Here is a 14,684-nt window from a genome sequence, read left to right as displayed (position 1 = left end):
CGTGGTGCGCGCCCCGGTGTGTACGCCTACGCCCCGGCATCAGAGGTCGCGGCCCACCAGCTCGATCAGGTCGGCGAGGCGGTTGGAGTAGCCCCACTCGTTGTCGTACCAGCCGACGACCTTGACCTGGTTGCCGATGACCTTGGTGAGGCCGGCGTCGAAGACGCAGGAGGCCGGGTCGGTGACGATGTCGGAGGAGACGATCTCGTCCTCGGTGTAGGTGAGGATGCCCTTGAGCGGGCCCTCGGCGGCGGCCTTCACCGCGGCGTTGACCTCGTCGACGGTGACGTCGCGGCTGACGTCGACGGTGAGGTCGGTGGCCGAGCCGGTGGGGATCGGCACCCGCATGGCGAACCCGTCGAGCTTGCCCTTGAGCTCGGGCAGGACCAGGCCGATGGCCTTGGCGGCGCCGGTGGAGGTGGGCACCACGTTGAGGGCGGCGGCGCGGGCGCGGCGCAGGTCCTTGTGCGGGCCGTCCTGCAGGTTCTGGTCCTGCGTGTAAGCGTGGATGGTGGTCATCAGCCCCTTCTCGATCGTGAAGGAGTCGTGCAGGACCTTGGCCATCGGCGCCAGGCAGTTGGTGGTGCAGGAGGCGTTGGAGATGATCGTGTGCTTGGCCGGGTCGTAGCCGCCGTCGTTGACGCCCATGACGACGGTGAAGTCTTCGTTCTTGGCCGGGGCGGAGATGATGACCTTCTTGGCCCCGTTGTCGGCGTGCACCTTGGCCTTGGTGGCGTCGGTGAACAGGCCGGTGGACTCCAGGACCACGTCGACACCGAGGTCGCCCCACGGCAGCTTGGCCGGGTCGCGCTCGGCGAAGACCTTGATCGCCTTACCGTCGACGGTGATCTCGTCGCTCGTGGCCTTCACCTCGTAGGGCAGCCGGCCCAGGATGCTGTCGTACTTCAGCAGGTGCGCGAGCGTCGCGGTGTCGGTCAGGTCGTTGACCGCGACGATCTCGATGTCCTTGCCGCTGGCGGCGACAGCGCGCCAGAAGTTGCGACCGATGCGGCCGAAGCCGTTGACGCCTACGCGGATGCTCACGGGAACCGATCTCCTCGAACAGATGGCGGGCTGGAACCTCAACCACGAACCCTATCGGACCTAAATTGGTTTAGACCACTGCAGGTACCGCCCTGCGAATCACCGTTCTGGGGGCACGTTTTGCGAGGTTCGAGTAAAGTGCCCGACTCGTCGATGTAAATTCGTGCATTCTCTGGGGGCTGAGATGTCACATAAGCGGTCCGGCCTGGTCGCCGGGCTCATCACCGGTCTGTTCGCCGCGCTCATCTGCGCGGCGGGTCTGGGGACGGCCGTTCTCTTTCAGCAGAGCCTGCCGAGCGAGGTCATGGCCTTCGGCAACGGCCAGCCGGTCTCTCTCGCACTGTCGCTCCTCATCGCCTTGGTCGTCGCCGTGGCGATCGGCGCCGTACGCCCGCGCAGCCTCGTCCTGCTCCCCTTCGCGGCCCTGTACGCGGGCGGCGCCGTGGTCGCCGGGCAGATCACGGGCTCGTCCATCATGATCGGCGCCACCCTGCGCGCGCAGGCCAGCGAACAGGCCCCTGCGGACCTGGGCGACGTCACCCTGCCGAACCTCACCGAGGGCCTGCCCGACGCCCTGATGCTCTATCAGGCCCCGCTGGCGGAGACCTGGGCGGCCTGGCTGTACATCGCGGTGGCGGCCCTGACCGCGCTCGCCCTGGTCACCCTGCGGGTCACCCGCGTACGCCGCGCGCAGCGCGCCGAGACGGCCGCGGAGGAGGTGGCGGCGGAGGAGCCGGAGTACCGGGCCCCGTTCGAGCCGGCCCAGCAGCCGGCCGCCAAGCCCACCCCGGACCTCTTCGCCCCCCGCAACCCCGCCCGCGACTGACCCACCCAGGAGCCCACAAGAACACCCACCACCCCACCACCACGAACAACACGGAACCCACAAACGGCCACACCAGGCCACACCGGCGCACCGAGGCCCACCGGGCCGCACCGGCACATCAGGGCGCCGCTACCCAAGGGGCACACCCACCCCGGCTCACCCACCCACCGCTACCCGCGGGCACACCCACCCGGCCCGCCCGCCCACGACCGCCCAAAGGGACGCCCACCCGGCGCACCCGCCTACCACTGCCCAAAGGAAACTCACCCGGCGCCACCCGCCGACGCACGGCCCGCCTCCACCCAAATGGCGCGCTCCGGCCCGCCACAACGCGCGACGCGCCCACCCGCCGTCACCCGGGCACACCCCGCCACCCTGGCGCACCGGCCCACCATCACCTCCACGGCGCACCCGCTGCCCATCACCTCCATGGCTCACCTCCATGGCGCACCCGCTGCCCATCACCTGCACAACGCACCGACCCACGGTGACCCCGTGACCAAGCGTGGCCCCACGACCCACCGTGGCCCCGTGCCCTACAAGGGTTCGTCGGCCCAGGACGCAGCGCACAGACCGCGACGTCACGGTCAGCGGCGAAACCGTCCGCGCGTCGGCCCACGACGCAAATGCCCAGACCGCGATGTCACGGCCGGCAGCGGAACCGCCGGCGCGTGGGCTCACCGTGGCACCGGTCACCACGATGAGCCCACGGCACGACAGACCCCCAGCCCGGCGAACGAACCGCCGTGCCGTGCCGTGGGCAGGATCACCATGGAAACCGGTAAAGAAAACGCTCCGTCACGGCGAGCACCCCGTGAGCCTTCACGACCGGCCATGACGGACGGCCACCCACGTCGGCGCGTGCGGCCCAGCCCGCCCGCCGTAAAATATGGGGTTAAAAGCCCACCAACCCCAACGCTCCCCTACGGGGCGAGCATTTCGACGGTGAGGTTGGCTTCGGTGTTGGGGATGCCCAGGTCGGAGGCGCGTTTGTCGGCCATCGCCAGCAGCCGCCGGATGCGCCCGGCGATCGCGTCCTTGGTCAGCGGTGGATCGGCGATCTGCCCCAGTTCCTCCAGCGACGCCTGCTTGTGCTCCACCCGCAGCCGCCCCGCCACCACCAGATGATCGGGCGCCTCGTCCCCCAGGATCTCCAGCGCCCGCTGCACCCGCGCCCCCGCCGCGACGGCCGCGCGGGCGGAACGCCGCAGGTTGGCGTCGTCGAAGTTGGCGAGCCGGTTCGCGGTGGCCCGCACCTCGCGGCGCATCCGCCGCTCCTCCCAGGCCAGCACGCTGTCATGCGCGCCCAGCCGGGTGAGCAGCGCGCTGATCGCGTCGCCGTCGCGCACCACCACGCGATCCACGCCGCGCACCTCACGCGCCTTGGCGTGGATCTTCAGCCGCCGCGCCGAGCCCACCAGCGCCAACGCCGCCTCCGGCCCCGGGCAGGTGACCTCGAGCGACATCGAGCGCCCCGGCTCGGTCAGCGAGCCGTGCGCCAGGAACGCGCCGCGCCAGGCCGCCTCGGCGTCGCAGGCGGCCCCCGCCACCACCTGGCGGGGCAGCCCCCGCACCGGACGCCCGTGATTGTCGATCAGGCCCGTCTGCCGGGCCAGCGCCTCACCGTCGCGATAGACCCGCACCATGTAGCGCGAGCCCTTGCGCAGCCCGGCGGGCGCGAGCACGAGCACCTCCGCCTTGTGCCCGAACACCTCGCCGATGTCCTTGATCAGTCGCCGTGCGGTGGCGTTGGTGTCGAGTTCGGCTTCGATCACGATCCGCCCGCCCACGAGGTGCAGGCCGCTGGCGAACCGCAGCAGCGTGGAAACCTCCGCCTTTCGGCAGCACGGCTTCAGCACCGGCAGGCGGCTCAGTTCGTCTTTCACCACACCTGTCATCGCCATGCGTTAGTCCTCTCCCCCATTCAGACCGGATCCCTTGAGTCTCTCGCACCTTCGCGCAACGCCGACCAGGATCAACGCTTCGAGAGGAAAATCTCGTCCAGGACGGAGGCAAGACGTCGTGGGTCATGCTTCGGGGAGCCGTCTCCGGAGGCGACGTCGGCCATGACAAGCCGGGCGCCGAGGGCCGCCGCGCCCTTCTCGAGGGCGTCGGGGTCGTCCACGACTCCGGTGTCGGCGAGCACGACGTCGATCGACAGGTCCGGGGCGTGCTGTCTGAGCACCTCCAAATGTTGCTGAGGGGAGAAGTCGTCGGTCTCACCCGGCTGGGGCGCCAGGTTGAGCGTGACCAGCCGTTTGGCCTTGGTGGCGTGCAGCGCCCTGGCCAGTTCGGGGACCTTGAGATGCGGCAGGACGCTGGTGAACCACGACCCGGGCCCGAACACGACCCAGTCGGCCTCCTGCACCGCCGCCACCGCCTCGGGGCGCGCCGGCGGATCCTCGGGGACCAGGGAGATCGCCTGTACGCGGCCGGGCGTCAGGGCGCAGGCCACCTGCCCGCGTACGGTCGAGATGACGCCGTCGAGCTCCACCTCGGCCACGATGTCGAGCGGCACCGACGCCATGGGCAGCACGCGGCCGTGCGCGCCCAGCAGCCGCCCGACCCAGTCGAGCCCGGCCACGGGGTCGCCGAGCAGCTCCCACAGCGCCACGATCAGCAGGTTGCCGACGGCGTGCCCGTGCAGCTCACCCTCGCTGCGGAAGCGGTGCTGCACCACCTCGCTCCAGGTGCTGCCCCACTCGTCGTCGCCGCACAGGGCGGCCAGCGCCATGCGCAGGTCGCCGGGCGGCAGCACACCGAGTTCCCGGCGGAGCCGTCCGCTGGACCCGCCGTCGTCGGCGACGGTCACCACGGCGGTCAGCCGGTCGGTGACCATCCGTAAGGCGGACAGGGACGCGTAGAGCCCATGCCCACCGCCCAGCGCCACGACGGGCGGCCCGAAGCCCACGGCCCCGAGCTCACCTCCGCCCCCGCTCAGCACGCCACGAGCCACACCCGCGTACCCACTCTCCCGCCCAGACGCTCCAGCACCCACACCACCGCTCTCCGAAGCACGCGCCCCGCCGTCCTGGCCGGCGCCTACACCACCACTACCCGGCCCACCCGCCCGGCCATCCCGCTGACCCCTCACATCATTCACCGCCGAACCACACTCGGCGACACCGCTCTCAGCCCCATAAAACCCGGCATCCCGCCAAGCACCCACGCCACCACCCTCGGTGACAAACAACCCGACCTCCCGAGCACCCACGCCCTGAGAAGCACACGCCCCGGCACCCGACCGAACATCCGCGCCCCACTCAGGACCACGCGACCCGACACCGTGCCACCCGCCCAGATCACCGTTCCCGGCCTCCACCGGCCGAAGCCGGTCATCGAGCCGCAGCCGCCCATCCGACCAAAGCCGGTCATCAGGCCTGAACCGCTCATCGGGTCGGAGGCGATCATCCGTCCGGAGCCGCTCATCCAGCCAAAGTCGATCATCGCATCCGGACGAGCCCACCCCCACCCCTACCGGCACATACGGAACAGGAGCTTCGAAACTCGCATCCGTCACTCCCGCCCCACATCCCGGTGACCCACCTGGACCTCCATCCCGCGGTCACGCAGGCGGGCCGCGACCTGCTCGGCCATGGCCACACTCCGGTGCTTACCACCCGTGCAACCCACCGCGAGCGTCGCGTAGCTCTTGCCCTCGCGCGCATACCCCGCCGCCACCACCTGCAGGACCTCCTCGTACGCGTCGAGGAACTCCTTGGCCCCCGGCTGCCCGAGCACATAGTCGGCGACGGCCGGGTCGAGCCCGTTCATCGGCCGCAGCTCGGGCACCCAGTGCGGGTTGGGCAGGAACCGGCAGTCGACCACGAGGTCGGCGTCGACCGGCAGCCCGTACTTGAACCCGAACGACACGACGTTGAGCCGCAGCCCGGGCCGGTCATCCTCGCCGAAGTAGGCGACGATCTTGTTACGCAGCTCGTGCACGTTGTGCGCGGAGGTGTCGATCACCAGGTCGGCGTTGGCGCGCACCTCGCGCAGGATCCCCCGCTCCCGGGCGATCCCGTCGACCAGCCGCCCCTCGCCCTGGAGAGGGTGGGGCCTGCGGACGTTCTCGAACCTGCGCACCAGCTCCTCGTCGCTGGCCTCCAGGAACACCACCCGCACGCGTACGCCGCGCCCTTCGAGTTCTTCGATGGCCGCGTTGAGGTCGGTCGTGAAGGCGAGGCTGCGCACGTCGACGACGGCCGCCACCTTGTCGGTGGCCAGCTTGACCTTGCCCGCCTCCTCGGCCATGGCGAACAGCAGCCCGGGCGGCAGGTTGTCGATCACGAACCAGCCGAGGTCCTCCAGCGCCTTGGCCGCGGTGCTGCGCCCCGCCCCGGACATGCCGGTGACGATGACGAATGCCGGCTCGGTGCTCATCGCCTCACTCCGTCCGCCGGCCCGGCATCACGGACCCGAGCCCGCGAACGCGTCGATGTCGCCGCGTCACGGACCTGAGCCCGCGAACGCGTCGATGGCCCCGCATCGCGGGCCTGTCCCCATAGGCGGGCCGATGGCCCGCGGCCTCCTCCGGCGGGACCGCACGCCCCTCCGGCCTGGACACCTTGGCATCCTGACGAGATCAAGGTGACTCTCCCTTCAACGTCGACACGATGACCTCGGCGATGGACGGGCCGATGCCGGGAACCTCGCAGATTTCGGCGGCAGTGGCCTCGCGCAGCTTTTTCACGGAGCCGAAGTGTCTGAGCAACGCCTGCCTGCGTGCCGGCCCGAGGCCGGGCACGCTGTCGAGCGCGCTCTCCTTCACCGTCTTGGACCTCTTGGAACGATGGTAGGTGATGGCGAACCTGTGCGCTTCGTCTCGCACTCGTTGCAGCAGGTAGAGACCTTCACTTGAACGAGGCATGATCACCGGCTGGTCGTCGCCCGGCAGCCACACCTCTTCGAGCCGCTTGGCCAGACCGCACACGGAGACGTCGTCGATGCCGAGCTCGTCGAGCGCCCGCTGCGCGGCGGCCGCCTGGGGACCCGCGCCGTCGACCACGACCAGGTTGGGCGGGTAGGCGAACTTGCGCGGCTTGCCCGTTTCGGGGTCGATGGGGCCGTGGCCGTCCTCGTCGTCGGCGGCCAGCTCGCCGGTGGCCGAGCGTTCCTCGAGGTAGCGGCGGAAGCGGCGGGTGATCACCTCGTGGATCGAGGCGACGTCGCCCTCCTTGCTCTTCACCGCGAAGCGGCGGTATTCGCTCTTGCGGGCCAGGCCGTCCTCGAACACGACCATGGAGGCCACGACGTTCTCGCCCTGCAGGTGGGAGACGTCGTAGCACTCCATGCGCAGCGGCGCCTGGTCGAGGTCGAGCGCGTCGGCGATCTCCTGCAGGGCCTTGCTGCGGGTGGTCAGGTCACTGGCGCGGCGGACCTTGTGCTGTGCCAGCGACTCCTTGGCGTTGCGCTCGACGGTCTCCATGAGCGACTTCTTGTCGCCGCGCTGCGGCACGCGCACCTCGACGCGGGCGCGGCGCTGCTCGGTGAGCAGCTCGGCGACCGCCTCGCTGTCGGGCGGCAACGCGGGCACGAGCACCTCGCGGGGCATCGACTCGGGGCTCGCCTCGGCGTACATCTGCAGCAGGAACTGCTCCACCAGCTCGCCGGGCGAGTTCTCCTCGACCTTGTCGACCACCCAGCCGCGCTGGCCGCGGATGCGGCCGCCACGGACGTAGAACACCTGTACGGCGGCTTCGAGCGGATCCTCGGCCAGCGCGATCACGTCGGCGTCGGTGCCTTCGCCGAGCACGACCGCCTGCTTCTCCAGCGCCCGCTGCAGCGCCTGGATGTCGTCACGCAGCCGGGCCGCCCGCTCGTATTCCTGCTCGGACGCCGCGTCGCGCATCTCCTTCTCCAGCCGCTTGATGAAGCGGCCGGTGTTACCCGCCATGAAGTCGCAGAAGTCCTCGGCCAGCGCGCGGTGCTCCTCGGGCGTCACCCGGCTCACGCACGGCGCGGAGCACTTGTCGATGTAGCCGAGCAGGCACGGCCGCCCGATCTGCCCGGCCCGCTTGAACACGCCCGCGCTGCACGTGCGCACGGGGAAGACCCGCAGCAGCAGGTCGACGGTCTCGCGGATGGCCCAGGCGTGGGAATAGGGCCCGAAGTAGCGGGTGCCCTTACGCTTGGCGCCGCGCATGACCTGCACGCGCGGGAAGTCTTCGAACATCGTGACCGCGAGGTAGGGGTAGGACTTGTCGTCGCGGTATTTCACGTTGAAGCGCGGGTCGAACTCCTTGATCCAGGAGTATTCGAGCTGCAGCGCCTCGACCTCGGTGCCGACGACGGTCCAGTCGACACCCGCCGCCGTGGTCAGCATCGTCTGCGTGCGCGGATGCAGCGCGGAGAAGTCGGCGAAGTACGAGTTGAGCCGCTGCCGCAGGCTCTTGGCCTTGCCGACATAGATCACCCGGTCGTGCGCGTCCCTGAACCGGTAGACCCCAGGGGAATCGGGGATCGAACCCGGCTTGGGCCGGAAACTCAAGGTGCTGCCCGCTGATCTAGCCACGTTTTAAGCCTAGTAGCCCCCACCGACAAGGTTGCCCGCCGTGCGTGAGCACGGCGGGCGGCTCCGGAGTCGTCTCGCTACGCGAGCATGATCTGGTCGCCCTCGACCTTGATCTCCTGCGCGGGCAGCGGCTTCTCCGCCGGCCCGGCCGAGACCGCGCCGTCGGCGATGCCGAACTTGCTGTTGTGACACGGGCAGACGATCGCGTCACCCTCGACGCTGCCGACCACGCATCCCTTGTGCGTGCAGACCGCGCTGAAGGCCTTGAACTCGCCCTCGGTCGGCTGCGTCACCACGACCTTCTGATCCTTGAAGACCGTGCCTCCGCCGACGGGGATGTCGGCGGTCTTGGCCAGCGCACCACCGGCTTGCGGTGCGCCGGACTCCGGAGCACTGGACTGTGGTGCGCTCGACTCACCGGCGGTGCCGGCCGTCGTCGTGTCGGTGCCACTGCCACACGCGGTGATCGCCAGCGCCAGGCCACCCGCTCCGACGCTTGCGAACACCGCTCTGCGGCTCTGATGAAGGTCTTCTCCCATGCGCACACCCAAACGCACGCAGGTGAGAAAATGATGAGACGCGGCTTAAGCGAGCCGGATTTTGTCGCCGTCCACCGTGATCTGCTTCTCCTCCAGCGGATCGCTCGCAGGACCGTTCGACACCGAACCGTCCTCGATGCTGAATTTACTCCCGTGGCAGGGGCAGTTGATCGTCTTGTTCGAGACGGTGGCGACCGTGCATCCCGCGTGGGTGCAGACCGCGCTGAACGCCTTGAACTCACCCGCCGTCGGCTGCGTCACCACGATCTTCTGGCCCTCGAAGACCTTGCCGCCGCCTTCAGGGATGTCACTGGTGTCGGCCAGTGCCTTTCCGCCCTTGGCTTCGGCCTTTTTCTTCTTCGGCGCCTCCGACGACGACTCTTCCTCCGTCGGCGGCTCGGCGCTCGCCTCGGTCGTCGGCGAGCCGTAGCTCGCGCACGCCGTCAGGACCGCCGCAAGCCCGGCGCCTCCGGCACCGAACACAACCGTCCGGCGCGTCGTTTCCGTCATGGTGCGTCCTCCCAGATTGGTTCTCTCTTCAGTTACGGCCAGCGCCCTAACGCCGGTTCAGCGTGACTGAGCCCAATCGTGGTGACCACGCACATTTACCCGTTCAGACGACGATGATCCCGTCGCCTTGGAGCTTCACCTGGAACGAGGCCAGCGGCGCGGTGGCGGGCCCCTTGGTGGCCTTGCCGCTGTCGGTGGCGAACTCACTGCCGTGGCAGGCGCAGCGGATGACGTTGTCCTTCGGCGCGCTGACGGCGCAGCCCTTGTGCGTGCACGACGCGCTGAAGGCCTTGTAGACGCCCTCGGTGGGCTGCGTCACCACGACCTTCAGGTCCTCGATCAATGTGCCGCCGCCCACGGGCACGTCGGCGGCCTTGGCGATGACCTTCCCCTTCAGGCTCGGACGGCTCTCCGCTCCCCCGGTCCCGCAGGCCGCCAACGCCATGCCACAGGCGGCCACGCCCAGTACCTCACGTCGTCCCAACCCGTTTTCGGACATGGCTCCGCCCCCGACTTCCGTGCACATGACTTTCGGCCGACCACGCACGCCCCTGGGGCCAGGCCGTTTCCAGAGCTCAACTGTATTGGCGCCACCCCACGGTCCGGTCAGCGGGTGGTGGGCGCACGGTCAACCGCCCGGCTCGAGCAGCCATGCAACCCCGACGTCCCGGCCGGATCACCGACGCGGCGGCCCGCTCCCCCAGGGAAGCGGGCCGCCGGACGCGGGCCGCAAAGGCTCAGACCTCGAGAATCTTCCGCAGGAACCGCGCCGTGTGGCTCTCCTCCACCAGCGCGACCTCCTCCGGAGTGCCGCTGGCCACCAGGGTGCCGCCACGCGAGCCGCCCTCGGGCCCCATGTCGATGATCCAGTCAGCGGTCTTGATCACATCGAGGTTGTGCTCGATGACGATCACCGTGTTGCCGCCGTCGACCAGCCGCCCCAGCACCCCGAGCAGCCGCCGGATGTCCTCGAAGTGCAACCCGGTGGTCGGCTCGTCCAGCACGTAGATGGTCCGCCCGGTCTGGCGCCGCTGCAGCTCGGAGGCCAGCTTCACCCGCTGCGCCTCACCACCGGACAGCGTCGTGGCCGGCTGCCCGAGCCGTACGTAGCCCAGGCCCACGTCGTTGAGCGTCTGCAGGTGCCGTTTGATCGCCGGGATCGCGTCGAAGAAGCCCAGAGCCTCCTCGATCGGCATGTCGAGCACCTCGGCGATCGTCCTGCCCTTGTAGTGGACCTCCAGCGTCTCCCGGTTGTAGCGGGCGCCGTGGCAGACCTCGCAGGGGACGTAGACGTCGGGCAGGAAGTTCATCTCGATCTTGATCGTGCCGTCGCCCGAGCACGCCTCGCAGCGCCCGCCCTTGACGTTGAAGCTGAAGCGCCCCGGCTGGTAGCCGCGCACCTTCGCCTCCGTCGTGGCCGCGAACAACTTGCGCACGTGGTCGAACACGCCGGTGTAGGTGGCCGGGTTGGAGCGCGGTGTCCGCCCGATGGGCGACTGGTCGACGTGGACGACCTTGTCCACCTGGTCCATGCCGTTGATCCGCGAGTGCCGCCCCGGCACCGTGCGCGCCCCGTTGAGCTCCTTGGCCAGCGCGCTGTAGAGGATGTCGTTGACCAGCGTCGACTTGCCCGACCCCGACACGCCGGTGACCGCCGTGAACACGCCCAGCGGGAAGTCGATGTCGACGCCCTTGAGGTTGTGCTCGCGCGCCCCCTTGACCGTGATCTGCCGCTTCTTGTCGCGCTTGCGGCGCTTGGCGGGGATGGGGATGCTCCTGCGCCCGGACAGGTAGGCGCCGGTCATCGACTCCTCACTCGCGAGGAGTTCCTGCACGGTGCCGGAGACGACGACCTGGCCGCCGTGCTCACCGGCCCCGGGCCCGATGTCGACCACCCAGTCGGCCGCCGCGATCGTGTCCTCGTCGTGCTCGACCACGATCAGCGTGTTGCCCATGTCGCGCAGCCTGATCAGGGTGTCGAGCAGGCGCATGTTGTCGCGCTGGTGCAGGCCGATGGACGGCTCGTCGAGCACGTAGAGGACGCCGACGAGGCCGGAGCCGATCTGCGTGGCCAGCCTGATGCGCTGCGCCTCACCGCCCGCGAGGGTGGCGGCGGCGCGGTCCATGGTCAGGTAGTCGAGGCCGACGTCGAGCAGGAAGCCCATGCGGGCGTTGATCTCCTTGACCACCCGCTCGGCGATCTGCATGTCACGGTCGGACAGCTTGAGCCCGGCCAGGAACTGCGCGCACTCGCCGATCGACAGGGCCGCCACCTCGGCGATCGACTTCCCGGACACCGTCACCGCCAGGGTGACCGGCTTGAGCCTGGCCCCCTTGCACGCGGGACACGGGATCTCGCGCATGTAGCCCTCGAACCGCTCACGGGCCGAGTCGCTCTCGGCCTCGGCGTGCCGGCGCTGCACCCACGGGATGACGGCGTTGAAGGTGGTGTAGTAGGCGCGCTTACGGCCGAAGCGGTTGCTGTAGCTGACATGGACCTGCTCGTCGTGACCGTAGAGCAGGGCCTTCTGGGCCTTCTTCGGCAGCTTCTCCCACGACGTGTCGAGGGTGAAGCCCATCGAATGGCCGAGCGCCTCGATCAGCCTGACGAAGTATTCGCTGGTGTGGCCGCCGGACCAGGGGTGGATCGCGCCGTCGCCGAGCGTCCGCTCAGGGTCGGGCACCACCAGGTCGGGGTCCACCTCCATCTTGGTGCCCAGGCCCGTGCACTCCGGGCAGGCGCCGAACGGGGAGTTGAACGAGAACGAGCGCGGCTCCATCTCCTCGAACGACAGGTCGTCGTAGGGGCAGTAGAGGTGCTCGGAGTAGAAGCGCTCGCGGTTGGGATCGCCCTCGGGCAGGTCGACGAACTCGAGTGTGATCGTGCCGCCGGACAGTTGCAGCGCCGTCTCGACCGAGTCGGTGAGCCTGCGCCGCGCCGAATCCTTGACCGACAGGCGGTCGACGATGACCTCGATGTCGTGCTTCTCGTACTTCTTCAGCGTCGGCGGCTCCTCCAGCCGCACGACCGTGCCATCGACCCTGGCCCTGGCGAAGCCCTTGGTCTGCAGCTCGCGGAACAGCTCCGCGTATTCACCCTTACGCCCCCGTACGACCGGTGCGAGCACCTGGAAGCGGGTGCCCTCTTCGAGGTCCATCACCCGGTCGACGATCTGCTGCGGCGTCTGCCTGGCGATCGGGCGCGCGCACACCGGGCAGTGGGGCTTGCCGATGCGCGCCCACAGCAGCCTCAGGTAGTCGTAGACCTCGGTGATCGTGCCCACGGTCGAGCGCGGGTTCTTGCTGGTGGCCTTCTGGTCGATGGACACCGCCGGGGACAGGCCCTCGATGAAGTCCACGTCGGGCTTGTCCATCTGGCCGAGGAACTGGCGGGCGTACGCCGACAACGACTCGACGTAGCGCCGCTGCCCCTCAGCGAAGATCGTGTCGAAGGCCAGGCTCGACTTGCCAGAGCCGGACAGGCCGGTGAAGACGATCAGAGAGTCTCGCGGCAGGTCGAGCGAGACGTCCTTGAGGTTATGTTCACGTGCACCACGCACGATCAGGCGGTCTGCCACGGCGATCCCGGAGGTCGAAAGGCGGATAGGTCCACGGGGGATGGTAGACGGGGACTCCGACAATTTCGGCGGTGCGATCCCCGGCCGCCGAAAATCCGTCTCTCACAGGTTACGGCCATCACCCGCCGCGCCAGGAGCCCTTCAACATTCAACCTCCTGACCTGCTGGTTTATGCCCCGCCCGGCTCAGACACACTAAAGGATGAAATATTCAGATATGACCGTCCTACCTGCGCTGCGGGCCGAGCTGGCCTCGGCGACCAACCAGTTGCTGGCCACGGCCGCGTCCCTGTCCGACGCCGACATCGGCGCCCCCTCCCTCCTGCCCGGCTGGACCCGGGGTCATGTCCTCACCCACCTGGCCGGCAACGCGCGCTCTCATATCAACCTCCTGACCTGGGCCAGGACCGGCAGCCGAACCCCCCAGTACGCCTCCCACGAGGCCAGGGCCGCCGAGATCGAGGCCACCGCCGCCCGACCGGCGAGCAGGCTCCTGGCCGACCTCGAGGAGGAGTCCGCCCGCCTGTCGGCGGCCATCCGCGACCTGCCCGAGGACCGCTGGTCCGCCCAGGTCGAGGGCATGCGCCCACCACCCCACCCCGCCTGGTACGCCCTGGTACGCCGCCTGCGCGAAGTCGGCCTCCACCATGTTGACCTCGACGCCGGCCACACCCCGGCGGACTGGCCGGCCCCGTTCGTACACCGCGAACTCCACGACTGCTTCGCCTGCTGGCCGCACGACCGCTCCACAATCGGCGGGGTCGTGCTCAAGGACGGCGAACGAACCATCGACAGCCGGCACGATCTGGGACAGGGCCCCACTGTCGAAGGCGCCCCCGCGGACCTGCTGGCCTGGCTCACCGGCAGGTCGGACGGCGAGGGCGTTAGTCTGTTGCCCGTGGGGCAGTCGTTGACGCCACGCCCCGGACGAGCGGGTCTCCCAGATCCGCCACCGTGGCAGACGATGCCGGCCCCCGCTGGTCTGCCCATGACGCCTCCGAAGGACTACCCATGACCTACACAGGTGACGTCCAGGTCGGCGGTCCCGCCGACGTGCGCGAGCTGCCCGCCCTGACCATCTGCAAGCTCGCCGTCGGCCCGTACGACAACAACGCCTACCTGCTGCGCTGCACCGAGACGGGCGAGGGCCTGCTCATCGACGCGGCCGCCGACTCCGACCGACTCCTGGCCCTGATGGACGAGCAGGGGGTCGGCACCGTCGTCACGACCCACCAGCACGGCGACCACTGGCAGGCCCTGGAGCAGATCGTCAAGGTCACGGGCGCTCAGGTGATCGCCCACCCCCTCGACGCGTCCGCCCTGCCGGTGCCCGTGGACCGCACGGTCGAGCACGGCGACACGATCACGTTCGGCGCGGTCACCCTGGAGGTCATCCACCTGCGGGGGCACACGCCGGGCTCGATCGCCCTGCTGTACGACGGCGGCCCCGCCGGTCACCACCTGTTCACCGGCGACTCCCTGTTCCCGGGCGGCGTCGGCAACACCTGGAAGGACCCGGAGCGCTTCACCCAGCTCTACACCGACGTGGCCGAGCGCCTCTTCGGCCGCCTGCCCGACGAGACCTGGGTCTACCCGGGCCACGGCAAGGACACGACCCTGGGCGTGGAGCGCCCCTCCCTGCCGGAGTGGGAGGCACGGGGCTGGTAGGAGAGG

General features: G+C 69.6%; 12 protein-coding genes. 3 read left to right on the top strand and 9 right to left on the bottom strand.

The genetic code is table 11. The annotated features are described in order from the left end of the window. Positions 1–39 precede the first annotated feature (39 nt). Positions 40–1,044 carry a type I glyceraldehyde-3-phosphate dehydrogenase gene (gene gap / locus AB0I15_RS39270; protein ID WP_358107509.1) on the bottom strand — a complete coding sequence of 335 codons (1,005 nt, stop codon included), beginning with the start codon at positions 1,042–1,044 and terminating at the stop codon, positions 40–42. A gap of 184 nt (positions 1,045–1,228) precedes the next feature. Here gap and AB0I15_RS39265 point away from each other — a divergent pair, with 184 nt between their 5' ends. After that, on the top strand, positions 1,229–1,870 hold the full coding sequence (locus AB0I15_RS39265; RefSeq protein WP_358107506.1) for a hypothetical protein: 642 nt from the start codon (positions 1,229–1,231) through the stop codon (positions 1,868–1,870). A gap of 923 nt (positions 1,871–2,793) precedes the next feature. Here AB0I15_RS39265 and whiA read toward each other — a convergent pair. The 8 genes from whiA to uvrA all read right to left on the bottom strand — a co-directional run bounded on the left by whiA (position 2,794) and on the right by uvrA (position 13,011). Beyond that, entirely contained in the window at positions 2,794–3,774 is a 981-nt protein-coding gene (whiA, locus tag AB0I15_RS39260) for a DNA-binding protein WhiA (RefSeq protein ID WP_358107503.1), read from the bottom strand. A 71-nt stretch (positions 3,775–3,845) separates the two neighbouring features. Further along, positions 3,846–4,781 (bottom strand): uridine diphosphate-N-acetylglucosamine-binding protein YvcK, encoded by a 936-nt coding sequence (gene yvcK / locus AB0I15_RS39255; protein WP_358107724.1) that lies wholly within the window; start codon positions 4,779–4,781, stop codon positions 3,846–3,848. Positions 4,782–5,386: 605 nt separating this feature from the next. Continuing rightward, positions 5,387–6,253 (bottom strand): RNase adapter RapZ, encoded by an 867-nt coding sequence (gene rapZ, locus AB0I15_RS39250; RefSeq protein ID WP_358107500.1) that lies wholly within the window; start codon positions 6,251–6,253, stop codon positions 5,387–5,389. A 202-nt stretch (positions 6,254–6,455) separates the two neighbouring features. Next, positions 6,456–8,384, bottom strand: coding sequence for an excinuclease ABC subunit UvrC (gene uvrC / locus AB0I15_RS39245; protein ID WP_358107497.1), 1,929 nt, complete (start codon positions 8,382–8,384; stop codon positions 6,456–6,458). Between the two features lie 77 nt (positions 8,385–8,461). After that, positions 8,462–8,923, bottom strand: a complete 462-nt coding sequence (locus AB0I15_RS39240) for a Rieske (2Fe-2S) protein (RefSeq protein WP_358107495.1) — start codon at positions 8,921–8,923, stop codon at positions 8,462–8,464. A gap of 45 nt (positions 8,924–8,968) precedes the next feature. After that, positions 8,969–9,433: a Rieske (2Fe-2S) protein gene (locus tag AB0I15_RS39235; protein WP_358107492.1), complete on the bottom strand. Its 465-nt coding sequence runs from the start codon at positions 9,431–9,433 to the stop codon at positions 8,969–8,971. 103 nt (positions 9,434–9,536) lie between these two features. Further along, positions 9,537–9,917: a Rieske (2Fe-2S) protein gene (locus tag AB0I15_RS39230; protein ID WP_358107489.1), complete on the bottom strand. Its 381-nt coding sequence runs from the start codon at positions 9,915–9,917 to the stop codon at positions 9,537–9,539. 253 nt (positions 9,918–10,170) lie between these two features. Beyond that, entirely contained in the window at positions 10,171–13,011 is a 2,841-nt protein-coding gene (gene uvrA, locus AB0I15_RS39225; protein ID WP_358107486.1) for an excinuclease ABC subunit UvrA, read from the bottom strand. 216 nt (positions 13,012–13,227) lie between these two features. Here uvrA and AB0I15_RS39220 point away from each other — a divergent pair, with 216 nt between their 5' ends. Both AB0I15_RS39220 and AB0I15_RS39215 read left to right on the top strand, forming a co-directional pair. Continuing rightward, positions 13,228–14,025: a maleylpyruvate isomerase family mycothiol-dependent enzyme gene (locus tag AB0I15_RS39220; RefSeq protein WP_358107482.1), complete on the top strand. Its 798-nt coding sequence runs from the start codon at positions 13,228–13,230 to the stop codon at positions 14,023–14,025. Beyond that, on the top strand, positions 14,022–14,678 hold the full coding sequence (locus tag AB0I15_RS39215) for an MBL fold metallo-hydrolase (protein WP_358107479.1): 657 nt from the start codon (positions 14,022–14,024) through the stop codon (positions 14,676–14,678). The genes AB0I15_RS39220 and AB0I15_RS39215 overlap by 4 nt, the downstream gene beginning before the upstream one ends. Positions 14,679–14,684 lie beyond the last annotated feature (6 nt).

Source organism: Nonomuraea sp. NPDC050643 (genome assembly GCF_040654715.1).
GTDB lineage: Bacteria > Actinomycetota > Actinomycetes > Streptosporangiales > Streptosporangiaceae > Nonomuraea.
Note: the sequence above shows the minus strand (reverse complement) of the source record. Positions and strands in the feature narration are given on the sequence as shown.

Coding starts and splice junctions, on each gene's coding strand:
- AB0I15_RS39265 (WP_358107506.1), top strand. CDS start 1,229: ATGTCACATAAGCGGTCCGGCCTGGTCGCCGGGCTCATCACCGGTCTG.
- whiA (WP_358107503.1), bottom strand. CDS start 3,774: ATGGCGATGACAGGTGTGGTGAAAGACGAACTGAGCCGCCTGCCGGTG.
- rapZ (WP_358107500.1), bottom strand. CDS start 6,253: ATGAGCACCGAGCCGGCATTCGTCATCGTCACCGGCATGTCCGGGGCG.
- AB0I15_RS39240 (WP_358107495.1), bottom strand. CDS start 8,923: ATGGGAGAAGACCTTCATCAGAGCCGCAGAGCGGTGTTCGCAAGCGTC.
- AB0I15_RS39235 (WP_358107492.1), bottom strand. CDS start 9,433: ATGACGGAAACGACGCGCCGGACGGTTGTGTTCGGTGCCGGAGGCGCC.
- AB0I15_RS39220 (WP_358107482.1), top strand. CDS start 13,228: ATGACCGTCCTACCTGCGCTGCGGGCCGAGCTGGCCTCGGCGACCAAC.
- AB0I15_RS39215 (WP_358107479.1), top strand. CDS start 14,022: ATGACCTACACAGGTGACGTCCAGGTCGGCGGTCCCGCCGACGTGCGC.